This window comes from Streptomyces sp. SP17BM10 (assembly GCF_036322405.1).
Lineage (GTDB): Bacteria > Actinomycetota > Actinomycetes > Streptomycetales > Streptomycetaceae > Kitasatospora.
In genome coordinates this window covers 259,408-284,151 of the sequence record NZ_JAQYXB010000669.1, presented here as the reverse complement: position 1 = coordinate 284,151, position 24,744 = coordinate 259,408, and the positions used below count along the sequence as shown (strand labels likewise).

At 73.5% G+C, this 24,744-nt stretch carries 20 protein-coding genes and 3 tRNA genes; 18 read left to right on the top strand and 5 right to left on the bottom strand.

The genetic code is table 11. The features are described 5' to 3' along the window. The first annotated feature begins 8 nt into the window (after positions 1–8). Positions 9–602, top strand: coding sequence for an SCO2584 family spore wall biosynthesis protein (locus tag PUR71_RS34400; RefSeq protein ID WP_329931140.1), 594 nt, complete (start codon positions 9–11; stop codon positions 600–602). A gap of 101 nt (positions 603–703) precedes the next feature. Continuing rightward, on the top strand, positions 704–1,765 hold the full coding sequence (locus PUR71_RS34395; RefSeq protein ID WP_443077671.1) for an SCO2583 family membrane protein: 1,062 nt from the start codon (positions 704–706) through the stop codon (positions 1,763–1,765). A gap of 87 nt (positions 1,766–1,852) precedes the next feature. Here PUR71_RS34395 and PUR71_RS34390 read toward each other — a convergent pair whose 3' ends face one another. Beyond that, complete coding sequence (locus PUR71_RS34390; protein ID WP_329931138.1) at positions 1,853–2,914, bottom strand: M48 family metallopeptidase; 1,062 nt, start codon at positions 2,912–2,914, stop codon at positions 1,853–1,855. Positions 2,915–3,163: 249 nt separating this feature from the next. Between PUR71_RS34390 and PUR71_RS34385 the strand changes: the two genes are divergently transcribed. From PUR71_RS34385 to PUR71_RS34315, 15 genes are all read left to right on the top strand, one after another. Beyond that, positions 3,164–3,310 carry a hypothetical protein gene (locus PUR71_RS34385; protein ID WP_329931137.1) on the top strand — a complete coding sequence of 49 codons (147 nt, stop codon included), beginning with the start codon at positions 3,164–3,166 and terminating at the stop codon, positions 3,308–3,310. 210 nt (positions 3,311–3,520) lie between these two features. After that, positions 3,521–3,676, top strand: a complete 156-nt coding sequence (locus PUR71_RS34380; protein WP_329931136.1) for a hypothetical protein — start codon at positions 3,521–3,523, stop codon at positions 3,674–3,676. A 135-nt stretch (positions 3,677–3,811) separates the two neighbouring features. Further along, a complete protein-coding gene (gene nadD / locus PUR71_RS34375) occupies positions 3,812–4,444 on the top strand; it encodes a nicotinate-nucleotide adenylyltransferase (RefSeq protein ID WP_329931135.1) in 633 nt (210 codons plus the stop codon). A gap of 14 nt (positions 4,445–4,458) precedes the next feature. Next, positions 4,459–6,297: an LCP family protein gene (locus PUR71_RS34370; protein ID WP_329931134.1), complete on the top strand. Its 1,839-nt coding sequence runs from the start codon at positions 4,459–4,461 to the stop codon at positions 6,295–6,297. Between the two features lie 154 nt (positions 6,298–6,451). Continuing rightward, positions 6,452–6,910 carry a ribosome silencing factor gene (gene rsfS, locus PUR71_RS34365; RefSeq protein ID WP_329931133.1) on the top strand — a complete coding sequence of 153 codons (459 nt, stop codon included), beginning with the start codon at positions 6,452–6,454 and terminating at the stop codon, positions 6,908–6,910. Beyond that, the gene (locus PUR71_RS34360) at positions 6,907–7,554 is read left to right on the top strand and encodes a histidine phosphatase family protein (protein WP_329931216.1); all 648 of its coding nucleotides are present in this window, start codon (positions 6,907–6,909) and stop codon (positions 7,552–7,554) included. Before rsfS ends, PUR71_RS34360 begins: the two co-directional genes overlap by 4 nt. 149 nt (positions 7,555–7,703) lie before the next feature. Then, a tRNA-Ala gene (locus PUR71_RS34355) sits at positions 7,704–7,776 on the top strand. A gap of 43 nt (positions 7,777–7,819) precedes the next feature. After that, positions 7,820–7,892: transfer RNA gene (locus PUR71_RS34350), tRNA-Ala, on the top strand. A gap of 241 nt (positions 7,893–8,133) precedes the next feature. Next, positions 8,134–8,206: transfer RNA gene (locus PUR71_RS34345), tRNA-Ala, on the top strand. 205 nt (positions 8,207–8,411) lie between these two features. Beyond that, complete coding sequence (locus PUR71_RS34340; RefSeq protein WP_329931132.1) at positions 8,412–9,716, top strand: hypothetical protein; 1,305 nt, start codon at positions 8,412–8,414, stop codon at positions 9,714–9,716. Positions 9,717–10,025: 309 nt separating this feature from the next. Further along, on the top strand, positions 10,026–12,911 hold the full coding sequence (gene leuS, locus PUR71_RS34335) for a leucine--tRNA ligase (protein WP_329931131.1): 2,886 nt from the start codon (positions 10,026–10,028) through the stop codon (positions 12,909–12,911). A 419-nt stretch (positions 12,912–13,330) separates the two neighbouring features. Further along, on the top strand, positions 13,331–14,161 hold the full coding sequence (locus tag PUR71_RS34330; protein WP_329931130.1) for a hypothetical protein: 831 nt from the start codon (positions 13,331–13,333) through the stop codon (positions 14,159–14,161). Between the two features lie 158 nt (positions 14,162–14,319). Beyond that, positions 14,320–15,207, top strand: a complete 888-nt coding sequence (locus PUR71_RS34325) for a DegV family protein (protein WP_329931129.1) — start codon at positions 14,320–14,322, stop codon at positions 15,205–15,207. A 337-nt stretch (positions 15,208–15,544) separates the two neighbouring features. Next, complete coding sequence (locus tag PUR71_RS34320) at positions 15,545–16,267, top strand: ComEA family DNA-binding protein (protein ID WP_329931128.1); 723 nt, start codon at positions 15,545–15,547, stop codon at positions 16,265–16,267. A 44-nt stretch (positions 16,268–16,311) separates the two neighbouring features. Next, on the top strand, positions 16,312–18,927 hold the full coding sequence (locus tag PUR71_RS34315) for a ComEC/Rec2 family competence protein (protein ID WP_329931127.1): 2,616 nt from the start codon (positions 16,312–16,314) through the stop codon (positions 18,925–18,927). 285 nt (positions 18,928–19,212) lie between these two features. Here PUR71_RS34315 and PUR71_RS34310 read toward each other — a convergent pair whose 3' ends face one another. From PUR71_RS34310 to PUR71_RS34300, 3 genes are all read right to left on the bottom strand, one after another. Then, a complete protein-coding gene (locus PUR71_RS34310) occupies positions 19,213–20,850 on the bottom strand; it encodes an alkaline phosphatase family protein (protein ID WP_329931126.1) in 1,638 nt (545 codons plus the stop codon). 259 nt (positions 20,851–21,109) lie between these two features. Continuing rightward, positions 21,110–22,519: a M14 family zinc carboxypeptidase gene (locus PUR71_RS34305; RefSeq protein WP_329931125.1), complete on the bottom strand. Its 1,410-nt coding sequence runs from the start codon at positions 22,517–22,519 to the stop codon at positions 21,110–21,112. 265 nt (positions 22,520–22,784) lie between these two features. Continuing rightward, a complete protein-coding gene (locus PUR71_RS34300; protein WP_329931124.1) occupies positions 22,785–23,078 on the bottom strand; it encodes a hypothetical protein in 294 nt (97 codons plus the stop codon). 83 nt (positions 23,079–23,161) lie between these two features. On the opposite strand from PUR71_RS34300, the gene holA reads away from it, so the two are divergent. Further along, positions 23,162–24,160 carry a DNA polymerase III subunit delta gene (gene holA / locus PUR71_RS34295; protein WP_329931123.1) on the top strand — a complete coding sequence of 333 codons (999 nt, stop codon included), beginning with the start codon at positions 23,162–23,164 and terminating at the stop codon, positions 24,158–24,160. A 255-nt stretch (positions 24,161–24,415) separates the two neighbouring features. Here holA and rpsT read toward each other — a convergent pair whose 3' ends face one another. Further along, a complete protein-coding gene (gene rpsT, locus PUR71_RS34290; protein WP_329931122.1) occupies positions 24,416–24,685 on the bottom strand; it encodes a 30S ribosomal protein S20 in 270 nt (89 codons plus the stop codon). Positions 24,686–24,744 lie beyond the last annotated feature (59 nt).

Sequence of the window (24,744 nt, the reverse complement as noted above, 5' to 3'; positions counted from 1 at the left end):
CTGAATCCGTGGCTGAGGATCTGGGGGGCTTGCCGTACCCCGACGGCTCCGACCACGGTGGTGCGGACGACGAGTTCGCCACCGTGGTCTTCGACGAGGCCTTCGTCCGGTCCGCCGCCGTGCACGAGCCGACGGCCAAGGAGCGGCAGCTCGCCGCTGCCGAGGCCAGGCTCGAGCCGGACACCGCGGGTCCGGGCTGGGGCTATGACGTCCCGGCCGGGGACGGGGTGCCGCTGGAGCTGCGCCCGTACCCGAGCCGCCTGGACGACGACCACCTCTACCCTGATCCGTGGTCAGGGCCGGGCCGGGCGGTGGGCCGAACGGGTCGCCGCTGGGGCCGGCGCGACATCGCTCCGGTGCGGGGGCGCGGACGCTACGTCGCCCAGCAGCGCTGGCACCGGCCGGTCGCGTGGGTGCTCGCGGTGATCATGGGCGTGAGCCTGGTGGCGGTCGCCGTCGCGGCGATCTACCAGGGCGTGGGGGGTGCCTCCGGCGCGCCCCGGCGGCCGCAGTCCGGGAGCAGCAGCGCCGGGGTCGACCCGACGCCCGCGCCGGCACCGCCCGCCGAGCCGTCGCTGGTGGTCACCGCGCCCGCGGGCTGATCCCGCGGGGTCGTGCGCCCGGGCCGGTGGTCACGCAGCGTTCCCGGGAATCTGCGTGAGGACCCTCGTGGTGGGGCGGCGGGTGCGCCTACCCTGGTGGTGTGGGTGACCCGCGAGAGCCTCCGGAGGGTACGCCCGACGGTGGGTCCGGAAACGAGGACGAATACCGGTCCGTCGTCTTCGACGAATCGTTCGTGCGGGCTGCCCGGATCCAGGAGCTGTCCGCGCGGGAGCGGCTGGCCGGCACCTTCGGCCGGGCCACCCGGCCCAAGGTGCGGCTCGGCCCGTTCGGTACCGTGCCCCGCCAGGCGCTCGCGCTGCTGCTGCTCATCCTGCTGGCCTTCGCGGCCGCCGTGTACTTCGGGGTCAGCTCGCCGAAGGGCACGGCCGCGCGCCCCGAGGGCAGCCAACTGACCGTCAGCCTGGTCGCGTTGAGCCCGGCTTCGGTGGTGAAGCCGGTCGCCGACCCGGCGAACCCGTTCGCGGCGCTGCCGGTCGGGTACGGGGACGGGACGATGGGGCTGAACACCCCGGCCGGGACGTCCACCGAGCACTTCAGCCGGGTCGAGGTGACCAAGGCGCTCGACACCGTGCAGCGTTACCTGGTCGCCTCCTCGCTGGCGCCGGCCGCGCTCGTCCAGGGCGCCACCGCGGACGTGCGGGCCTTCGTGACGCCCGGCGAGCAGGCCCAGTTCGACGCGAGCGTGGCACAGCCCGTCGACGACCGGCACCACGCGGTGACCGGCTGGCTGGTGCGCTTCGACCCGGCGCAGGTGGCCCTGGCGACCGACACCGTGAAGGTGGTCGGCGCGATGCGGGTCGACGAGGCGGACAGCGGCACGCTGCAGGTCACCACCGACCACACCTTCGTCTACGCGCTGCGGGCGGCCGGCGCCCCCGCCGGCGCCCCGGTCACGCTGGAGACCGTGCGGCGGGAGCTGACCTTCCAGTTCGACCGGATCGACCTCGGCGCAGCGCAGCTGCGGCTGGTCGACGCGGTGGTCCAGGCCGGGCCCGAGCCGTGCACGACGTCGACGGCGGGCTTCCTGCGGCCGGTGCTCGCGACCCCGCAGGGCGTCCAGGTGCCTGGTCCGTCGGCGGTCGACCCGGGCGACCACGCGCACCCGGCGTGGCAGGTGTGCGGGGTGCTGGCCGGGAGCTGACGCCCGGCATCCGGGGCACGAGGAGGCGGGAACGCCGACGGCTGGTGGCCCCGGGCGGGGCTCACCGGCCGTCGGCGGCGCTCGCGGTTACGCCTCCTCGCCGTCCCTGGGCGCGGAACCGGTGCGGGCGCCGGCGCCCGTGAAGGTGTCGCGGATCCTGCCACCCACGGTCGCGGCGCCGCCGGCCACGTCGCGGATCAGGCCCATCAGCGGGTCCTTGCTCTCCTTGACGGAGGTCGTGTAGTGGTCGGCGGCGGCCTTCCACTGCTCGGTGACCGAGGTGTCCGGGTCGTCGGTGCGGCGCGGGTAGGCGCCGGCCAGGATCGAGCGGTACTCGTCGCTCTCGGCCCACTTCTTCAGGGCGGCGACCCGGACCACGGCGAACGGGTGGCTCTGCGGCAGCACCTGGAGCAGCTTGAGCACGCCGTCGCGCAGGTCGCCGGCCTTCTCGTACTCCTCGGCCTGCTCCAGGAAGGCGTCGACGTTCATCTCGGCCAGGTTGTGCCCGCCGGCCAGCTTCATCAGGGCCCGCATGGACGCCTGGAGGTCCTGTCCGGCCAGCAGGCCGGCCCGGTCGCTGGACAGCTCGGCCTTGCGGAACCACTCCTTGAGGGCGGTGACGATCGCCATGATCGCCAGGTTGCCGAGCGGCACCCAGGCGATCCGGGCGGCGATGTTGGTGAGGATCAGCAGCATGGTGCGGTAGACGGCGTGACCGGACATCGCGTGGCCGACCTCGTGGCCGATGACCGAGCGCAGCTCCTCCTCGTCCAGCAGCTCGACGAGCCCGCTGGTGATCACGATGATCGGGGTGTCGATGCCGATGGTGAAGGCGTTGACCGTCGGGTCCTGGGTGACGTAGAGGTCGGGGACCTTCTCCAGGTCGAGCACGTAGGCGGCGTCGCGCACCATGTCGTGCAGTTCGGGGAACTGACGCTCGGAGGTCTTCACGGCGGTGGCCAGGAACATCAGCCGGATCGCCCGCTCCGACACCAGGCCGGCGAGCTTCTTCAGGACGTCGTCGAAGCCGGTCAGCCGGCGCAGCGCGACCAGGGCGGAACGGTCGGCCGGGTGCTCCCAGGCCCGGGTGGAGATCTCGGGGAAGCGCTGGCGGCGCCGGCTCGGGGTCTTCGCGGTCGTGTCGGTCATGGTCTGAGCACCCTCCTGGTCGACGGCGGCCCCGGCCGGTGGCCGGCCCCCGCTGGTCTTCGCCTACAACGACTGCTTGTGCAACGTCCGCGGTTGCGCAGTCGTCCCCGCCGCCGGGGAACGCACGGGTCCGGCCGCGCCGGAGGGGTCGGTGGCGGGCCCGGATGTGAGGCCGGTTTACCCTGAGGGCCCTGGAGAACCGAGACCGGACCCGGCCGCGGTAACCGAGCAGTCCGAGGAGCACCGCAGATGTCCACCGACGCCCTTGTCAGCCTGGCCGCGCCGATCTCGGACGAGGCCGGTCCGGGCCTGCTCCTGCGGATCATCATCATCGCGTCGTTCGTCGGGGTCGGGCTGCTCGTCTGGATCATGGCCCGCGCCTTCCGCGGGAACTAGCGGCGACCGTCGGCTCCTCTCCGCGCAGGTCCGGGGCCCTTCGCCGCGCAGGTCCGGGGCCCGCGCGGTCCCGGCGGGCTCACGCCCGGTCAGCGGCGGTGGGCCGCCGCGCGGTTGCCCCGTCACCCCCCGTACGATGACGGGTGGGCCCTCACCGGCCCGCCAGCACCCCCAAGGTCCGTCCTCCGAGCCGAGAAGGTCCAGCCGACCATGAACACCGCCGCCGCACTGCCCGTCCTGAACCTGCTCGCCGACGGCGAGGGGGGCAACCACGACAGCCTCAACCCGTACCTCTCGGGTGGCGCCGCACTGTTCGTCCTGCTGCTCCTGCTCTTCGTGACCACCCGCTTCAACCGGGACCGCTGAGCCGGTCCGGGCGCCGCTCGGGGAGCGTCCGGCAGAGCCGCCGGCCGCTCCCTCACGCATGTCCGGGCGGCCGTGCGGCCTGCTCCCACACGGGTGTTCCCGCACCGCAACGGGCGTCGCGTAAGGTGTCTCGCCATGGGAGAGCAGGCCGGGATTCCCGGCGGACCGGAACCGGTGAAGAAGCGCCTCGGCGTGATGGGCGGCACCTTCGACCCGATCCACCACGGCCACCTGGTCGCCGCCAGCGAGGTGGCCAGCGCGTTCCACCTGGACGAGGTGATCTTCGTGCCGACCGGGCAGCCGTGGCAGAAGAGCGACCGCCGGGTCACCCCGGCCGAGGACCGCTACCTGATGACGGTCATCGCCACCGCGGAGAACCCGCAGTTCTCGGTCAGCCGGATCGACATCGACCGCGAGGGCCCGACGTACACCGTCGACACCCTGCGGGACCTGCACGCGCTGCACCCCGACGCCGACCTCTTCTTCATCACCGGCGCCGACGCGCTCGCCCAGATCCTGTCCTGGCGCGACTCCGACGAACTCTTCTCGCTCGCCCACTTCGTCGGGTGCACCAGGCCGGGGCACACCCTCTCGGACGCCGGACTCCCGGTGGGCGGGGTCTCCCTGGTGGAGGTCCCCGCGCTGGCCATCTCCTCCACGGACTGCCGCAACCGGGTCGCCAAGGGCGAGCCCGTCTGGTACCTCGTGCCGGACGGCGTGGTCCGCTACATCGACAAGCGGGCGCTGTACGCGCCGCACGGGACCTGACCAGGAGCGTATGCGTGACTGATCGCAGCGGCGGCGACGCGGGGCAGCGCCCGGAGGACTGGTCGACCGGGCAGTACCCGCAGTACCAGCCGTACGGGCAGCAGCCGGTGCAGCAGTACGACCAGTACGGGCAGCCCGTCCCGGCGGCGCCCTCGTACGGCCAGGACCAGTACGGCGGCTACCAGGGGCAGTACCAGCAGCAGCAGCCGTACCAGGCCTACCAGCAGCACGGGCAGGCCCCGCAGCAGTACGAGCCGTACGAGCCGTACGAGTCCTACGGGCAGCAGCCCGCGCAGCAGTACGACCAGTACGGGCAGCCCGTGCAGGCGTACCAGCAGGGCGGCTACGGGTACCAGGAGCCGCAGCCGTACTCCTACGACGGCTACCAGCAGCAGGCGTACCCGGCGGCCGAGCCGCAGCAGGCCGGGGGCGCGGCGCCCACGGCCCCCGCGGCCGAGCCCGCCGCTCCGGCGCCGGCCGCCGCGCCCGTGCCGCCGCGCCCGCGCACGCCCAAGGCCGCCCCGACGGCGCCGGCCAAGCCCGCGCAGCCGTCCGAGATGGTCGGCGGCAGCCGCACCCTCAAGGGCGCCAAGGAGCCCAAGGACTCCTACACCACCGGTGAGTTCACCTTCGTCGACGAGGAGGCGGAGGAGACCGAGGACGTCATCGACTGGCTGAAGTTCGCCGAGTCCCGCAGCGAGGTGCGCGCCGAGCGCCGCCGGCGGCTGCGCAACCGGCTGATCGGCCTCGGCGTCGTCGTCGCGCTCGCCGCGGGCGGCGTCGGCGGCTACCTGTTCTTCACCGGCGACAAGCAGACCGCGGCCAAGGCGGCCGGCAAGCGTCAGGTCAACGTCGTCCACCTGCGCGACCTGCAGGGCAAGGTCTCCAGCGCGCTGCTCGTCGACGACACCGCCGGGGGCAAGGGCACCGTCCTGCTGCTCCCCGACACCCTGCGGCTGCCGGGCCCCGGCGACCCGGCCGTCGCCCCCGTCAGCCAGGCGCTGGACCCGTCCATGGGCGCCGCCGCCACGCGCGACGGCCTGTCCACCGTGCTCGGCGCCCCCGTGGCCGGCACCTGGCGGCTGGACACCCCCTACCTGGAGCTGCTGGTCAACCAGCTCGGCGGCGTCCGGGTGGACACCAACGCCGAGATCCACGACGGCGGCAAGCCGGACGGCGCGCTGCTCGGCGCGGCGGGCAAGAACACCCTGCTCAACGGCAAGGCCGCGGTCGCCTACGCGACCCTCCAGGCGCCGGGGGAGAACCGCGACGCCCAGCTCGCCCGGTTCGGTCAGGTCATGGACGCCGTGGTGCGCACCATGCCCACCGACTTCAACGAGGCCAAGGACGACGTGCACCGGATGAACGCGGTGCTCGACCCGTCACTGCCCGAGGACGCCCTCGCCGGGGTGCTCGCCCAGCTCGCCCAGCAGGCCAAGGACGGCCACTTCGGCACCACGACGCTGACCGTCAAGCCGGACGGCTCGCTGGACGAGGCCACCGCGGGCAAGCAGGTCAAGGACGTGCTCGGCGGCACCGTGAAGTCGGCCGTCGCGGGCGACGCCCCGGCACGCGTGTCGATCCAGGACGCCTCCGGCAACGACCAGGCGGCCGCCTCCGCGCAGGTCCAGGTCGTGAACGCCGGCCTGACGTTCATCCCCGGCGGGGCCAAGGCCGCGGCGCAGGCGACCAGTGAGATCCGCTACACCGACGACGCCCGCCAGGGCGCCGCGAAGTCCCTGGCGGCCAGCCTCGGGCTGCCGGACACGGCGGTGAAGAAGGTCGGGGACGCCCAGAACGCCGACCTGGTCGTCGTCCTCGGCAAGGACTACCAGCCGTCGAAGAGCCAGTAGGCGCCACCGGCGGACGAGTGGTGGAGGCCGGTGCCCTTGGTCTCCACCACCGGAAAAAAAGCGGTTCCGGTGCTGCCCGGACGGCGTGAGATCCTGGAAGGCGGTCCCGGCGGTGCGTCGGGGCAGCCCCAAGCCGCCGAGCCGGAAGAACACCGTGACCGTCACCGACCACAGCCAGCAGCTCATCACCGTCGCCGCCCAGGCGGCGGCCGACAAGCTGGCGCACAACATCATCGCGTTCGACGTCAGTGAGGTGCTGTCGATCACCGACGCCTTCCTGATCGCGTCCGCGAACAACGACCGCCAGGTCCGCTCCATCGCCGAGGAGATCGAGGACCAGCTGCGCGAGCAGCTGGACATCAAGCCGGTGCGCCGCGAGGGCGAGCGCGAGGGCCGCTGGATCCTGCTGGACTACCTGGACATCGTCGTGCACGTCCAGCACTCCGAGGAGCGCTCCTTCTACTCGCTGGACCGGCTCTGGAAGGACTGCCCCGAGCTGCCGCTGCCCGAGGACGCCGTCGCCTCGCGCAACCGCCCCGACGCCCACACCGACGAGGCCGGCAACGCCGTCGCCCCGGCCGACGACTTCGGCAAGCCCGAGGAGCAGTTCTGAGCCCGGCCGCGCGGGGCCCGCGCATCGTCTTCTGGCGCCACGGTCAGACCTCCTGGAACCTCGAGTCGCGCTTCCAGGGCACGACCGACATCGAGCTGACCGGCCACGGCGTGCTGCAGGCGCAGCGCGCCGCCCGGCTGCTCTCGGGGCTGCGCCCCGACCTGTTGATCTCCTCCGACCTCAAGCGGGCCAGGCGCACCGCCGACGAGCTCGCCAGGATCACCGGGCTCGACGTGCAGCACCACGAGGGCCTGCGGGAGACGTACGCGGGCTCCTGGCAGGGGCTGACCAACGCCGAGATCCGGGCCCGCTACCCCGAGGAGTACGCGGCCTGGGCGGCCGGTGAGCCGGTGCGGCGCGGTGGTGGCGAGCTGTCCAGCGAGGTCGCGGACCGCTCGGTGCCCGTGGTGCTGGAGGCGGTCGACAAGCTGCCGGAGAGCGGCACGCTGGTCGTGGTCAGCCACGGCGGGACGATCCGCACCATGCTCGGGCGCCTGCTCGGCCTGGAGCCGCCGCTGTGGGAGTGCTTCGGCGGGCTGTCCAACTGCTGCTGGTCGGTGCTGGGCCGGGGCGCGCGCGGCTGGCGCCTGCTGGAGCACAACGCGGGCACGCTCCCGCAGCCGGTCATCGGCGACGACACCTGAGTGTCGGCGGCGGGTGTGGAGTGGGAGCCGGGCCCCGGAGCGGGCCCGAAGGGGCGGATTTCGCAGTTCCGGGCCTGACCAGCTAGAGTCTTCCTCGTTCGCAGGGAAGGAACGCGGCCCGGAAGGGAAGCGGGAGATCCGGTGACTGCGGGGCTATAGCTCAGTTGGTAGAGCGCTTGCATGGCATGCAAGAGGTCTGGGGTTCAATTCCCCATAGCTCCACTCCGCACCAGTGGTCCGGCCTGGCCGGTGCCGCGCGTGTCGCGGGGCTATAGCTCAGTTGGTAGAGCGCTTGCATGGCATGCAAGAGGTCTGGGGTTCAATTCCCCATAGCTCCACAGTCGGCGAGAGGCCGCCACCCATCGGGTGGCGGCCTCTGGCGTTTCCCGGACCCGGTGGGGTTCCTGGGTTCCCGAGTCCCTGGGGGTCCGTGGGGTGCGGGTGTTGCGGACGTGCCGTCATCGGTTCCGCCCGGGGCGGCCGCGGGAAACGGATTAGGGGAGCACCCTCGTGACCGTGTAAAGTAGTCGATGTCGCCGAGGGAAACCGGACGGGAACCCCGGTGACGTTGCAGGTCGAGGGGCTATAGCTCAGTTGGTAGAGCGCTTGCATGGCATGCAAGAGGTCTGGGGTTCAATTCCCCATAGCTCCACAGAAGTCGAGGGCCGCTTCCCGAATCGGGAAGCGGCCCTCGGCCGTTGGGGCCACTGTGCGCCCCGTCGGCTCCAGCGGGCCTGAGGGCCCTGCCGTTCGGGCTTCGCGTGCTCCGACGTCCGGGCGCCGTGCGCCCCGCCGTACGTCACTCCGACTGTGCATGCCACCGGCACGGGACCCGGAAGGACCGCTACCGTCGTGCCATGGCCGATCTGGAGCGAAGGCGGAACGAGGAACTGGCCCGGATACTGCACCAGCTCGGCTGGAGTCCGGAGCGGCTCGCCCGTGAGGTGAACCTCGCCCTGCCGCCCGGCCTGGCCATCAGCTCCACCGCCCCCTACAAGTGGCGCGACCGGGGCATGGTGCCCCGCAGTCCGCACGACCAGACCGTGTGCGAGGTGCTCAGCCGCACCCTCGGCATGGCCGTCACCTACGAGCAGCTCTGGGGCCGCATGGGCGGCCACCGCGGCGCCAAGATCCTCTCGCCCCGGCTGCTCACCGACCCGTGGACCGCCGACACCGCCCAGACCGCCCTGCGCGAGGCCGCCACCGACGCCGGACCGGTCCGCCTCACCGACTTCTTCCGCAGCGCCGACCTCGACCAGGCCGCCGAACGGCTCTCCTCCCCGCCCCCGCCCGTCGGCGGCGGCGAGGGCGCGCTGCGCGTCGACCCCGGACTCGTCGGCGAACTCGGCCTCTCCTACCGCAGCAAGCAGCGGCTGGAACGCTCCTGCGGCGGCGGCCTGGTCCTCGGCCCCTCCCGCGCCGAACTCGCCATGGTGGCCAAGCTCCTGGAACTCGGCGCCTACGACGAACGGCTCGGCCGCGACCTCTACGGCCAGGCCAGCCGGCTCGCCCGCCTGGCCGGCTGGGCCGCCTACGACCTCGGCCACGACGCCGCCGCCCAGCGGGCGTTCGTCGCCGCGCTGCGCGCCGCCCACGTCAGCGGCGACGCCCGGCTCGGCGTCTTCGTGCTCGGCGGGCTCGTCGTGCTCGCCACCCAGGGCGCGGGCGGGCGCGGGCTGGACGCCGTCGCCGCGCTCACCACCGCCCTCGACGCACACGGCCACGCCCTCGGCGCCCCCGGCCGGGCCCGCCAGCTCGGCCGGATCTCCCGCGCCTACGGGCGCCGCGGCCTGGCCGAGGAGGCCGCCGGGGCCGCCGCCCGGGCCTTCGCCGAACTCGAGGGCCTGCCCGGTACCGAGGAAGCCCGCGCCGACCTCGCCGGCATGGTGGGCGAGGGCCGGCTGTTCCTCGGTGACCACCGCAAGGCCAAGACGCTGCTCGCCGAGGCCGTCGCCGGCCTCGGCCCCGGCCGGGCCCGGGCGAAGGCGCTGCTCATGGTCCGGCTGGCCGAGACCCACCGCCGCCTGGGCGACCAGCGGGAGGCCGCCCGCACCGCCGCCGCGGCGCGCACCCTCGCCTCCGGCATGCAGTCCGAGCGGGTCGCGCGGGCGCTGCGCGACTTCGACGCGGCCGGGCGCGCGGCATCGCCGGGAGCGCGCTGACCCGCTTGCGGTACCCTGAGCCCATGCGAACCGTGCGCCTGCTCCTTAGCCGGCCGCGCTGACCAGGACCGGCCGCGCCCTCGGGCGGTGCCGGAGTCGGCGTGGCGTCCCCTCCTGCGAGGGGCTTTTTTGTTTTCCGCCCCGTTTCCGGTCCGGTCCGGGGCGTTCCGGTACCCGGCCCGCCGCGTCCCGGGTGCACGTGCCCGGTCCCCGCGGCCGGTCCACGAACACGGCCCCCGTGCACGGTTCACGTGCGCGGTGGTTCACGTGCGCGGTTCGCCAACTGACATCGATGGAGCTTGAAGGACCATGAGCGAGACGACCCCTGCGTCCGGCGCGGCCGAGCCCGCGACCGAGCCGTTCCGGTACAGCGCCGCGCTGGCGGCGGAGATCGAGTCCCGCTGGCAGGACATCTGGGAGAAGGAAGGCACCTTCAACGCTCCCAACCCGGCCGGCGACCTGGCCGACCCGGCCGCGGGCGACGTCACCGCGAAGCCGCACAGCTTCATCATGGACATGTTCCCGTACCCCTCGGGCGCGGGCCTGCACGTCGGCCACCCGCTGGGCTACATCGCCACCGACGTCTACGCCCGCTACCAGCGGATGACCGGGCACAACGTCCTGCACACGCTGGGCTACGACGCCTTCGGCCTGCCCGCCGAGCAGTACGCGGTGCAGACCGGCACCCACCCGCGGGTCTCCACCGAGGCCAACATCGCCAACATGCGCCAGCAGCTGCGCCGGCTGGGCCTGGGCCACGACCCGCGCCGCTCGATCTCCACGATCGACCCGGAGTACTACCGCTGGACCCAGTGGATCTTCCTGCAGATCTTCAACTCCTGGTACGACGAGGCCGCCGGCAAGGCCCGCCCGATCGCCGAGCTGATCGCCGCCTTCGAGTCCGGTGAGCGCGAGGTGCCCGGCGGGCGCGACTGGTCGCGGCTGTCGGCCGCCGAGCGCGACGAGGTCCTGGGCGAGTACCGCCTGGCCTACGCCAAGGAGGTGCCGGTCAACTGGTGCCCGGGCCTGGGCACCGTGCTGGCCAACGAGGAGGTCACCGCGGACGGCCGCTCCGAGCGCGGCAACTTCCCGGTGTTCAAGTCCAACCTGCGCCAGTGGATGATGCGGATCACCGCCTACTCCGACCGGCTGATCGCCGACCTGGACCTGCTGGACTGGCCCGAGGCCATCAAGCTGCAGCAGCGCAACTGGATCGGGCGCTCCGAGGGCGCCCGGGTCGACTTCGCGGTGGGCGACGACAAGATCACCGTCTTCACCACGCGCCCCGACACCCTGTTCGGCGCCACCTACATGGTCCTGGCCCCCGAGCACGGCCTGGTCGACGCGATCGTGCCCGCCGAGTGGCCCGAGGGCGTCCCCGCCGAGTGGACCGGCGGCGCAGCCACCCCCGCCGAGGCCGTCGCCGCCTACCGCGCCGCGGCCGCCGCCAAGTCGGACGTCGAGCGACAGGTCGAGGCCAAGGTCAAGACCGGCGTCTTCACCGGCGCCCACGCCGTCAACCCGGTCAGCGGGCAGCCCGTCCCGGTGTTCATCGCCGACTACGTGCTGATGGGCTACGGCACCGGCGCCATCATGGCCGTCCCCGCCCACGACCACCGCGACTTCGCCTTCGCCCGCGCCTTCGCGCTGCCGATGCGCTGCGTCGTCGAGCCCACCGACGGGCGCGGCGAGGACCCGTCGACCTGGGACGACGCGTTCGACACCTACGACTCCGTCATCGTCAACTCCGCCCGCGAACAGGGCGACCTGTCCCTGGACGGGCTGAGCGTCGTCGCCGCCAAGGCCGCCGCCACCGCCTGGCTGGCCGAGCGCGGCATCGGCGAGGGCACCGTCAACTACCGCCTGCGCGACTGGCTGTTCAGCCGTCAGCGGTACTGGGGCGAGCCCTTCCCGATCGTCTACGACGAGGACGGCGTGATGCACGCGCTGCCCGAGTCGATGCTGCCGGTCGAGGTGCCCGAGGTCGACGACTACTCGCCGCACACCTACGACCCGTACGACTCCACCTCCTCGCCCAAGACCCCGCTGTCCCGCAACGAGGACTGGGTCAACGTCGAGCTGGACCTGGGCGACGGGCCCAAGCGCTACCGCCGCGAGACCAACACCATGCCCAACTGGGCGGGTTCGTGCTGGTACGAGCTGCGCTACGTCGACCCGTCCAACCGTGCGGCCGTCGTCGACCCGGCCAACGAGCGCTACTGGCTGGGCCCGACGGCCACCAAGCCGGCCGGCGGCGTCGACCTGTACGTCGGCGGCGCCGAGCACGCCGTGCTGCACCTGCTGTACGCGCGCTTCTGGCACAAGGTGCTGCACGACCTGGGCCACGTCTCGTCCGTCGAGCCGTTCCACAAGCTGTTCAACCAGGGCATGATCACCGCCGACGTCTACCGCGACGAGCGTGGCTTCCCGGTGCCCGCCGCCGAGGTCGAGGAGCGCGACGGCAAGTACTTCTGGCAGGGCGAGGCGGTCAAGCGCGAGGCCGGCAAGATGGGCAAGTCCCTGAAGAACGCCGTCGCCCCCGACGACATCGCCGACGAGTACGGCGCCGACACCCTGCGCCTGTACGAGATGTCGATGGGCCCGCTGGACGTCTCGCGCCCGTGGGACACCCGCGCCGTCATCGGCTCGTACCGCTTCCTGCAGCGGCTGTGGCGCAACGTCGTCTCCGAGTCGACCGGCGAGCTGGTCGTCACCGACGAGCCGGCCGACGAGGCCACGCTGCGCGTGCTGCACAAGGCCATCGACGGCATCCGCGGCGACATGGCCGGGCTGCGCTTCAACACGGCCGTGGCCAAGGCCATCGAGCTGAACAACCACCTGGTCAAGCGCGGCTCCACGCCGCGGGCCGTCGCCGAGCAGCTGGTGCTGCTGGTCGCGCCGCTGGCCCCGCACGTCGCGGAGGAGCTGTGGCGCCGGCTGGGCCACGGCGACTCGCTGGCGCACGCCGACTACCCGGTCGCCGACCCGGCGTACGTCGTCGACGAGGCCGTGACCTGCGTCGTGCAGATCAAGGGCAAGGTCAAGGCGCGGCTGGAGGTCGCGCCGACGATCTCGGACGCCGAGCTGGAGGCGCTGGCCCTGGCCGACCCGGCGGTCGTCGCGGCGATCGGGGACGCTCCGGTGCGCAAGGTGATCGCGCGGGCGCCGAAGCTGGTCAACATCGTCACGGGGTGACGGGCTCTTCGCCGTCCTCGCTCGTGAGCGCTTGTTCGTGAGCGCTTGTTCGTGAGTGGTTTTGCGTGAGTGCTTGTTCGTGAGTGCTTGCTCGTGCGGGCGGGCGTCCTTCGGGGCGCCCGCCCGTTTTCGTGTGGGCCTGTCCGGTGTGGCCTGTCTGGTTGCGGCCTGCCGGTGCGGGCGTGCCTGGTGTGGGCTTGCCCGGTGTGGGGTGCCGGCCCTCCGGGGGATCCCCGATCTGTCCCTGATCTCGGCCGCCCTGGCCCGTTCGGCCTGCCCATGGGACCGGCCCGGCGGCTACCGTGGAACCCTCGGCGGGGTGCGGCCCGCGTTGGCCCGAGGGGTCGAATCGGTGGGGTCGAATCGGTGGGGTCGGACCGGCAGCGGTCGGTCGGCCCGGTGGCGGAAGGTGGCTCGTGATGGACGTGCTCGGCGTGATGCTCGGACTGGCCCTGCTCATCGGGATCATGGTGGTCGTGCTGGCTGTCGTCGGCACCGTCAAGGCTGCCAAGGCCGTCGCCGTCAAGGTCGAGCGCCATGAGGCCAACGCCCGGCGCGCGGTCGAGAACGCCACGCTCAAGGCCAAGACCTTCGCCAAGCCAGGCCCGCAGGGGCAGATCTCCGCCGTTCGGCTGGGCCTGCGCACCTCGCTCGACGGCACCCGGCAGGTCCTGGAGTCCGGGCTCGCCCAGGACGGCCAGCTCGGCGAGGCGCTCGCGCTGCTGACCCGGCTGGACGCCCACGCGGCCGAACTCGACGGCGAACTGCGCGTGCTGGAGCGCGAGCCCGACACCCGGCGGATCGCGGCCAAGCTGCCCGAGCTGCGGGAGCGGGCGGAGCGGATCACCCACTCCGCGGAGACCATGCGGTGGGCGGCGCAGGACCGGATGCACCGCTTCGCGGAGGACGAGCTGAGCCGGCTCAGTCAGGAGTGCGAGAGCGAGGCGGGGGCGCTGCGGCACTGGGTCGGGTCGGGTGCTTCTGCTTCCGGGTCTTCGGCTGGTGCTTCTGCCTCGGCTGGTGCTGGTGCTGGTGCTGGTGCTGGTGCTGGGTCGGGGTCGGGGTCGGGGTCGGCTTCTGCTTCGGCGGGGGCGGGCAGGCAGGCGTCGGCGCCGCGGGCCGGGCTCACCGACGGGAAGGGGCGGCCGAGTGCCGAGGACCTGCTCGGGCTCGGTGACCCGCTCGCCAAGATCGCCCGGCGGCTGCGGAAGCCGTCCGCGGGGCCTTCGGCCGGTCCTTCGGCCGGCTGACCCGGTGGCGGCGCCGACCGTCGTCGGCGGCCGGGGGCTCGTGCCGGGACTGCCGTTCGATCCGTCGCGCGGGGCTGTTCGAGTGCCGCCGTGGTGTCGCGCGGGAGCCGGACGGCGGGCGCTGTCATCCCGGCCGAACGGGGAGTAACCTCCGCCTCATGCCCTCCGACCTCGCACTTGTCACGGATTCCACGGCCTATCTGCCGCAGGAGGCCCTCGACCGGCACGGGATCACGGTGGTCCCACTGAGCGTCGCGGTCGGCGACGCCGTCCTCGCCGAGGGCGTCGAGATCTCGCCGAAGGACGTCGCCGAAGCGCTGCGCGGCAAGCAGCGGGTGACGACCTCCCGGCCGAACCCCGACTCCTTCGCCGCGGCCTACCGCGCGGCGGCCGAGGCGGGGGCCCGGGGCATCGTCTCGGTGCACATCTCGGGCGAGCTCTCCGGCACGGTGGAGGCCGCCCGGCTGGCGGCGGCCGAGGCGCCCGTGCCGGTGGAGGTGGTCGACAGCCGGCTCGTCGGCATGGCCCTCGGGTACGGGGTGCTGGCGGCGGCCGAGGCCATCGCGGCGGGGGAGGACCTGACCGGCGCGGCCGGTGCCGCGGCCCGGCGGGCGGGCGGGACCAGCGGCTTCTTCTACGTCGACACCCTGGAGCACCTGCGGCGCGGCGGGCGGATCGGGGCGGCGCGGGCGCTGCTCGGGTCGGCGCTGGCGGTCAAGCCGCTGCTGCACCTGGACGGCGGGCGGATCGAGCCGCTGGAGAAGGTGCGGACGGCCTCGCGGGCGATCGCGCGGCTGGAGGAGATCGCGGTGGAGCGGTCCGGGGCGGGGCCGGTCGACATCACCGTGCACCACCTGGCGGCGGAGGACCGGGCGGAGCCGCTCGCGGAGCGGCTGCGGGGGCGAGTGCCGGGGCTGCGGGAGCTGTACGTCGGCGAGGTGGGGGCCGTGATCGGGGCGCACGTCGGGCCGGGGCTGCTGGCGGTCGTGGTCTCGCCGGTCGGTGAGGGGCGGGTCAACGCCGCGAGCACTTCCTCACTCGTGTGAGCTAGCTGATTTATCCACAACTCCCGTGTTATCCACAGGCTTTCGGTAATGTCCGCGCGTTCGATCGCGGGCTCCTAGCGTGCTCCGCATGACGAGCATGGGCCTGGGCGCGGCTAAGCGCCACGAGATCAACGAGACCGTACGGCTGCGGATGGCGGCCGTGTTGCCGGTGATGCCTGTAGCGGGTGCGGGTGCGGGTGCGGGTGCCGGCGCGGGCGCGGGTGGGGGAGCTGGAGCTGGGGAGGCTGCGGCCATGGGGCCGCCTGCGGAGCCCGTTCCGAGTGTCGCTGCGGTGGGCGGCGTCCCTCCGGGCAGGCCTCGAGGCGAACCCGAGCCGGTGGAGCCGCCGGAGGCTGCGCCCCGGGTGCCGTTCCGCTTCGGACCGGCGGTGGTCCTGGACCGGCGGGCGGTGGTGGGGCTGGCCGTCCTGCTGCTGTTCGCGGTCGGGTACGCCGTGCAGCACTTCTGGCTGGCCCGGCCGCAGGAGGTCGCGGTACCGGCGCTGGCGGCGGGGGTGCCGGTGGCATCGCCGCAGTCGCTGCCGGCCGGGGCCGCCGAGACGGGTGCGGAGGGCGGTCCGCAGGGGGCGGTGCCACCGCCTGCCGTCCAGCCCGTCGTGGTGGTGGACGTCGGAGGCCGGGTCCACACGCCGGGGCTGCACACCCTGCCCGGTGGCTCCCGCGTGGCCGACGCCCTGCGGGTCGCCGGGGGGCCGTTGCCGGAGACGGACACCCGGAGCCTCAACCTGGCCCGGGTGCTGACGGACGGCGAGCAGATCCGCGTCGGTGAGCCGGCGCCACCGCCCGGCGTGGACCCCGGTGTCGCCGCCGGGGCCGGCCCGGGGCCGCCGGCGGTCGTCCCGTCCAAGCAGCCCGTCAGCCTCAACCGGGCCACCCTCGAACAGCTCGACACCCTCCCCGGCGTCGGCCCGACCCTCGCCCAACGCATCCTCGCGTTCCGCACGTCGCACGGCTCGTTCCGCACGCTCGACCAGCTCCGGCAGGTCAGCGGGATCGGCGCGCGGACGTACGCGGAACTCCGCCCGTTGCTGACCCTCTGACGTCCCGTCCACCCCCGCCCGCTTCGCCGAAGGGAGGTACCGCCGTGTCTGCCACCGACCAGGCCTCGTCCGTTCACGCCGCCCGCGCCGACTTCCGGCTGCTGCTCCCGGCGGTCTCCGCATGGGCGGTCGCGGCGCTGCTCCTGGGGCGCGCGCCGGGGCACGACGCCGTGTTCTTCTGGCTCGCCGGCGCCGCTGCTGTCGCGGGTGCCGTGATGCTCGCCCGGCCGGGAGCGCTGCGCCGCACGGGCACGGCGACGACACTGGCCGCGGTCCTGCTCACCGGCGCGGCGTCGGCCTCCGCGACGCTCCTGCACACCGCCGACCTGCACCGCGGGCCGCTGCCGGGCCTCGCCCGGGCGGCCGAGCACGGGCCGCCGCGCCCGGCGGGCGAGCCGCCCCGCGTCGTGGAGGTCGAGCTGACCGTTGCGGGGGACCCCACGTCCCATGCGTTCCGCGGAGGCACGACCGGCGGGCAGTCGGTCCTCACGCTGGACGCCACGGTCGACCGCGTGACCCTCTCCGAGGAGCGGGCCGTCCGGACCAGGACCCCGGTCACGGTGATGGTGCGGGGTCAGGATGCCGGCCCGTGGCAAGGGCTGCTCCCGTCCGCCCGGCTCGCGGTGGAGGCGGAGGTCAGGCCGGCGGGAGAGGGGTACGACACGGAGGCCGCGGCGCTGCTGGTGGCCCGTGGCGAGCCCCGGCTGCTCGCGCAGCCGAGCCTGCCGCAGCGGATCGCCGGGCGACTGCGCGAGGGCCTGCGGACGGCGAGCGACGGGCTCCCGCCGGACGCGCGGGGGCTGCTGCCCGGGCTCGTCGTCGGGGACACCTCACGGCTCTCCGACGACCTCCTGGAGGCCTTCCGCGCCACCGACCTGGTGCACCTGGTGGCGGTGAGCGGGGCCAACCTGGCGATCGTCCTCGGCGCCCTGCTGGGCGCCCCGGGCCGGGCGGGCACGCCCGAACGGCGCGGGCTCGCGGCGCTGCTGGGCCTCTCGCTGCGCACCAGCGCCCTGCTCGGGACGGCGCTCACGCTGGCCTTCGTCACGATCTGCCGGCCGGAGCCCAGCGTGCTGCGGGCAGCGGGGACGGGCCTGATCGGCATGCTCGCGCTGGCCACCGGCCGCCCCCGCCAGGCCGTGCCGGCGCTCGCCGGAGCGGTGCTGGTCCTGGTGCTGCTGGATCCGTACCTGGCGCGGTCGTACGGCTTCCTGCTCTCCGTGCTCGCCACCGCGGGGCTGCTCGTCCTCGGGCCGCACTGGGCCGAGGCGCTGCGGTCCCGGCGCTGGCCGCACCACCTGGCGGGCGCCCTCGCGGCGACGGCGGGGGCCCAGGCGCTGTGCACGCCGGTGACGGTGGTGCTGTCCGGGCACGTCAGCCTGGTCGCGATCCCGTGCAACCTGCTGGCCGAGCTGGCGGTGGCCCCGGCGACGCTGCTCGGCTTCGGGGTGCTCGTGCTGCAGCCGCTCTTCCCGCCGGCGGCCCGGTTCTTGGCGGGACCGGCCGGGGTGCCGGCGAGCTGGCTGGCCCTCGTGGCACGCCGGGGCGCCGAGCTGCCCGGTGGGCAACTGTCCTGGCCGGGAGGGTGGTTCGGGGTCGTGACGGTCGGGCTGGCCACGCTGGCGGCCTGTTGGGCGGCGCCGCTGCTGCTGCCCCGACGGGCGGAGCCGGGCGCGCGTCCTCCCAGGCGGCGATGGGTGCGGGCGCTGGTGACCGGCGTTTTGCTGGTGGTCCTGATGGCGGTGCTGCTGCGCCCGCCGGTGCTCAGCCGGATCGCCACGGGCTGGCCGCCGCCCGGGTGGCGGATGGTGATGTGCGACATCGGGCAGGGAGACATGCTGGTGCTGCGGACGGATGCGCCCGGCAGTGCGGTGGTGGTCGACGCGGGGCCGGATCCGAACGCGGCCGACCGGTGCCTGCGGGACCTCGGCGTGACGGTTGTGCCGTTGCTCCTGGTGACGCACTTTCACGCCGATCACGTCGAGGGCGTTCCCGGGGTCTTGCGTGGGCGCAGCCTCGGCGCGATCGAGAGCACCACCTTGGACGATCCCCCGGGCGAGGCGGCCCGGGTGGCGGGTTGGGCGGCTGGTGCGGGCGTGCCACTGATCCGTGCACGGCGAGGCGAACGGCGGTCTGCGGGAACGGAGTTGGCGTGGGACGTGGTGTGGCCGGGTGCGGGCACGGACGTCGAGGCGCCGGGAGCCAACAATGCGAGCGTCGCGATGGTGGTGACGGTGGCCGGCGGGGTGCGGATGGCGCTGCTGGGCGACCTGGAGCCACCTGCGCAGGCCGCGTTGTCGGGGCGATTGGGACAGGTGGATGTCTTGAAGGTCGCACACCACGGGTCCGCCCATCAGTACTGGGACCTGGTCGACGGGTTGAGGCCGAGGCTGGCGTTGATCTCGTGCGGCGAGGGCAACTCGTACGGACACCCGTCCCCTCGGACGGTGGACCGGTTGCGCGGGCTCGGCGCGACGGTGCTGCGCACCGATCGGTCAGGGGACATCGCCGTCACGGGCGACTCCCCGGCCACCCTCGGCGTGGCCGTGCACCCGCAGAGCGCGCACGGAGCGCACAAGGCGGGCGCGCACGGCACGGCCGAGCCGGCGGACGCGGTCGAGCCCCGGACCGGCCGGGGCCCGCGGGCCCCGCCGATCTGAAGGCCCGCCTTCCTCGCTCTCCTTCCGTCCCCCAGGGGTGGTGGGTCAGGGGTCTGGGGGATGGGGTGGGGGAGGAGGGAGGGCGGGGGGCGGGGCGGGGCCCGGGAAACGATTGCGGCGCGCTCCGGGCACGCCCGGAGCGCGCCGCAAGGAAGGCGGTGGAAGCCCCGACAGCTCCGCCCGCCCCGACAGGCCGGCAGTCCCCATAGGCTGCCAGCCTCGACCGCCTTTCGCCTCGTGAGAGATGACCGGGGCGGTCGGCGGTCGGCGGTCGGCCGCCGGTCGTCAGCGGATCGGCAGGGTTCGGGTGTGCTCCTCGCGGACGGCCTGGAGGGCGTTCGGCTTGAGGCCGAGGAGCTTCAGGATGGTCGGCGCGATCTGCTTGGTCTCGACCTTCTGGTCCTCGCGGACGCCGCCCGGGGTGCCGGCGCCGGAGACGATCAGCGGCACGTTCAGGTCGTCGGCGTGGGCGCCGCCGTGCTCGGCGATCTTGCCGCCGCCGGTGTAGACGACGCCGTACTGGGCGACGCCGAAGACGTCGGGCACCCGGGCGTCGCCCGGCTCGACGCCGAACTGGTCGGCGGCCTCGTCGCCCGTGTAGACCTTCTCGATGCCGCTGCGCGTGAACGGGCGGGCCTTGCCGTCGATGTCGACGCCGTTGCCGTTCTGCGCCAGCAGGTAGGCCTTGGCGAACGCGGTGGCCCCGTCGGAGCGGTCGTTGAGCCACAGCAGCACGGCGTCGTCGTCGACCGCGTGGGCGACGAGGTTCCCGGCGCCGGGGCGGGCGGCCTTCCAGGCGGCGTTGAGGCCGTCGAGCAGCGGCCCGTCGTCGATCCGGTTGAGCGCGGTCGGGTCGATCGGGGACTGGCCGTGCTTGGCCGACAGGATGATCGTGGTGGAGCCGTCGAGGTGCTGCGCGCGCAGTTCCGCGGTCAGCGCGCCGATCTGCTGGTCGACGTACTCCAGGCTCTTCGCGAGCAGCGGGCCGGGCACGCCCTTGGTGGCGTAGCCGCCCTGGAGGCCGTCGGAGCTCTTGAGCTTCTGCGCGGTGGAGACGGACTGGAGGTTGAGGCCGAAGACGGCCGGGGCGCCGACCTTCTGCGAGCGGCTGTGGTCGTAGCCGTCGATCTCGTTGAGGACGGCCTGCACCTTGTACGAGTCGTACTGCCGGGTGGCCGTGTTGTCCTTGGTCCAGTTGCCGCTGTACCCGGTCGCCTTGCTGTTGATCTCCGGGGTGAAGAGGTCCTGGACGCCCTCGCCGGAGGGGCCGTTGAGGATGTCGTAGGCGGCGTGCTTGTCCGACCACGCGGTGCGCAGACCGGCCTGGCGAGCGACTTCGAAGACGGTGTTTACCTGGAGGTAGGAGTGCGGGTAGACCGGTCGGCAGGTGTCCGGGTCGACCGGCAGCTTGGCCGGGTCGATCAGGGTCTGCGGCCGGCCGGTCATCCGCAGGATGGAGCCGGGCAGGCCGGTGAGGCCCTGGCCGGCGTCGATCGCGTCCTGGTTCTTGTCCAGGTCCTCGGTGAGGTCGACCTCGACGCCGGGCTTGGCGTTGTCGCAGTCGGTGGTGCCGGCGGGGAGCAGCTCGGCGTCGTAGGTGTCGTCGTAGTAGACGCCGGTGGTGCCCGGGCCGCCGCCGGTCAGCTGCGCGACCATGCCGGGGAAGGAGTCGGAGGGGTTGGTGGTGCTCGCGCGGGTGTACTCGACGCCGCCGCCGATCAGCCGGGCCAGTGCGGACTGGGGGTGCTGGGCCACGAACCAGGCGAGGTCGGACTGGTGCAGGCCGTCGACCGAGACCAGCAGCACGTGCTTGGCGTGGGCGTCGCGGCCCTCTTCGGCGGCGGCCGCCTGGGCGACGGTGGATCCGGCCAGCACACCGGCGGCGCCGAGGGTGGCGGCGAGCCGGACGTAACGACGGGTCACGGAAGACTCCTGTCGAGGGGAAAGGTGGCTGCGGCGGTGCGCTCATAGGGTGGGAGGCCCCGGTATACCTGCGGCGGCCGGGGAATGAACGGCTCCGGACCCCTCTGCGGAGAAATTCGAGAATTCGGCCGATCTCACCAAATGGACTGACCGGCAGGGGAATTGGTGAACACACGCGGTCAATCAATGGACGCCCCGAAATGTCCCCGGCCGTGGCGTTCCGGGGAGTTCGGAACGCCACGGCCGGGGGTGAGGTGGATCAGTCGTCGGTCGCCGTGGTCGTGTACGGGGCCCGGGCGTGGGTGGCGGCGTACATCAGGGCGGGTTTCATCTTGGGCCAGAAGTAGGAGTCCTGGCAGGAGTAGGCGGGCGTGAAGCCGGAGCAGCCGCGGGAGTCGCTGTCGCCGACCTCGACGGTGAAGCTGGCGGTGCCGAGCTTGTCGTAGACCCAGTCGTCGGTGCCGCCGGCGGCGTCGTAGAGGATCTCGCCGGCCTGGCCGGACTGGTAGTCGGTGAGGGTGCCGAGCTTGTCGGCGAGGGCACGCAGGGCGGCGTCGTTGCCGGTGTGGACGGTGTGGTCGTGGGCCCACGGGAAGATGACCATGCTGGCGTCGCTGTGCAGGGTGATCATGATGCCGCGGGTGTCCGCCGGGGCGGGGTCGGTGTCGCCGGGGCCGCGTACGGCGGGGTAGAGGTTGCGGAACAGCCCTTCCAGGGCGGTGTTCTCGATCTCGGAGTCGGCCTGCGGTCCGAGGTAGACCTCGGAGCACGGGTCGGTCGAGGTGCCGAGTCCGCCCCAGTGGGTGCCGGCGTTGCGGTTGAGGTCGACGCCGATCTGGCCGGTGAAGTCGCAGCCGGAGCCGTTCGAGTCGTCGGCGTTCTTGCGCTGGTGGAGAGGGTTGTCGCCGCCCTGCTGGACGATGTCGACGCCGTCGGGGTTGGCGATCGGCACGACCCAGATCTCGGTGGAGTCGAGGAGCGCGGTGACGTCCTGGTCGCTGCCGTAGCCGCCGGTGAGGTGGTCGATCCAGCGCCACGACACTTCACCGGTGGTTATCTCGCGGGCGTGGATCTGGCTCATCAGGAAGAAGCGGGGTTTGGCCGAGTTCGGTGAGAGCGCGCAGTCGCTCCCGGTCCGTTTGGTGATGCAGACGGCCTTGAGGTCGTAGCCGCCGGGCCGGCCGTTCTGCCGGCGCCAGGACTGGCCGTAGGTGACGACGGTGGCCAGGTCGGGGTGCTGGGAGGCGACGTGGTCGAGGTGGGCGTAGTGGGCGTTGACGGTGTGGTACCCGCCGTCGTACGTCTCGTTCGGGTCGCCGGCCGGCAGTTGGCCGCTCTTGGGGCGGAGTCGGAGCGGCGCCTGGGCGGGGTCGGGCATCGTCTGTTCGACCTCCGGCGCGAAGCCGAGCAGTCGCAGCCGGGTGCCGTCGCGGGCGTCGCCGAGCACGAAGAGGGCGTCGCCCCGGCGGTGTTCGAGCAGGTCGAAGCCCGCGCCGGTGAGCGTCTGGGCGTCTGCCGCGGTGTGGGTGGGGACGCGGTAGACGAAGACGTTCCCAGGGCCCGACCGGTTCGTTTCCCGGGCCGTCGCGCTCGGTACGGCGGTGAGGGCGAGGGCGGTGAGTGCGGCGACGGTGCCCGCCGCGAGGGCGATGGAACGCTTCCTGGCCATGGGGCCTCCGAAGTCGTGGGGGTGTCGCGTGGGGGGCGGGTGGCGGAGCGGGCGGGGCGGGTGGCGGAGCGGGGAGCGGGAAACAGGAGCGCCCCGCGCGGATGTCAGGGGCATGACATCAAGCCCACCACGCGCCATCACCACCGTCCCTGAAGCAAAGCGCCACCCCGACTACTCGTCAACTACCGGCGGAGAGTTTTCCGTTGTGGCCAGAGCGGTCGAGTCGGCCGGGGCCAAGGGGTCGCCGGGCGGCCCCGGGGGACGGTCAGCCCTCCTCGCGCCAGCCCTCGTGCTCGGCGGCGAGCTCGTCCAGGGCGCGCAGCCGGGCCGGGGTCCACCCGTCCTCCGGGGGTTCGACGACGACCAGCCACTGGGCGTCCTCGGCGTCGTCCTCGCCGGCCAGGGCGTCGCGGACGACCTCCAGTTCGCCGAGGTCGGGTTGGGTGGCGCTGAGTTCCTCCGCGGCCTCGTCGGCGGCATCGCGGTCGGGCAGGACGAGCAGCTGCCGGGCGTGCGGGTCGTCGACGTCCTGCTGGTCGGTGGTGAGGTCTTCGGTCACCGGCCCATTCTCCAGGTCCGCCGGCCACCGCCGTCGCCCAGGTCCGGCCGGGGCTGTCCGCGCTCCGTGGGATGCTGGTGGGGATGGCCAGGAAGAGTGCACCCGACGACCTGCTCGCCCCGCTGACCCTCGCGGTCGGACAGGAGGAGCTGCTGCTCGACCGCGCGGTCGCCCAGGTGGTGGCGGCGGCGAAGGCGGCGGATCCGGACACCGACGTGCGGGACCTCCCGCCCGGGGGGCTCCAGCCCGGCAGCCTGGCCGAGCTGACGACGCCGTCGCTGTTCGCCGAGCGCAAGGTGATCGTGGTCAGGGCCGCGCAGGACCTCTCCGCCGACTCCGTCAAGGAGGTCAAGGCGTACATCGAGGCCCCGGCCGAAGAAGTGATCATGGTGCTGGTGCACGCGGGCGGCGCCAAGGGCAAGGGCCTGCTGGACGCGGGGCGCAAGGCGGGCGGCCGGGAGGTGGCCTGCGCCAAACTGGCGAAGGCGAGCGAGCGGCTGGCCTTCGTCAAGGGCGAGTTCCGCACGCTGGGGCGCTCCGCGACGCCGGAGGCCTGCCAGGCCCTCCTGGACGCGCTCGGCAGCGACCTGCGCGAGCTGGCGGCCGCGTGCAGCCAGCTCACCTCGGACGTCGAGGGCACGATCGACGAGAGCGTCGTGGCCCGCTACTACAGCGGCCGGGCCGAGGCCACCGGCTTCGAGGTCGCGGACCTGGCCGTCACCGGCCGCGCCGCGGAGGCGCTGGAGCGGTTGCGCTGGGCGCTGGCGGTCGGACAGCCGCCGACGGGCATCACCTACGCGCTGGCGTCCGGCGTGCGCAGCATCGGGCGGTTGGCGAGCGCCGGGCGGAACATGCGCCCGGGGGACCTGGCGCGTGAGCTGGGCATGCCGCCGTGGAAGGTCGACCGGGTCCGCCAGCAGATGCGCGGCTGGACGGGCGACGGCGTGGCCGCCGCGCTGACGGCGATCGCGCAGGCGGACGCCGCGGTCAAGGGCGGTTCCGACGATCCGGCCTTCGCCTTGGAGCGCGCGGTGGTCGCGGTGGCCCGCGCGGCCCGGGCGGGCAGCCGGACGTCGTACTGAGGCGGAGCGCGGCCGGGGGAGCCTCAAGCTCCCCCGTCCTGCGCCACTCCCACCGCACGCATCGGCACAACGCGGCAGGCGCCGTGACCGGCCTCTGGAAAGAGGATGGTCACGGCGCCTGCCGTAGTGCTGTGTGCACCGCACCCGCGTGGCGAACGCAGGCCGCGTGCGGTGCGAGTCTCGCGCGCCTCAGGGGTCCGGGTAGAGGGCCGGGTCACCCTGCGGCGTTGGGGGCACCAGAGGCCCCCGGGGGCGTCAGGCCTGGGCGGCGGTGTTGACGCGCTTGGTGATGGCCGACTTCTTGTTGGCGGCCTGGTTGGCGTGGATGACGCCCTTGCTCACGGCCTTGTCCAGCGCCTTGGAGGCGGCGCGGGCCAGCACGACGGCCTTCTCGGTCTCGCCGGCGGCAGCGGCCTCACGGGCCTTGCGCAGAGCGGTCTTCAGCGAGGACTTGACGGCCTTGTTGCGCAGGCGCGCCTTCTCGTTGGTCTTGTTGCGCTTGATCTGGGACTTGATGTTCGCCACGAAGGAGCCTCAGTCTTGTCTGAAAGGTATTGAACGGGTTGCACCTTCGGGCCGTCGGA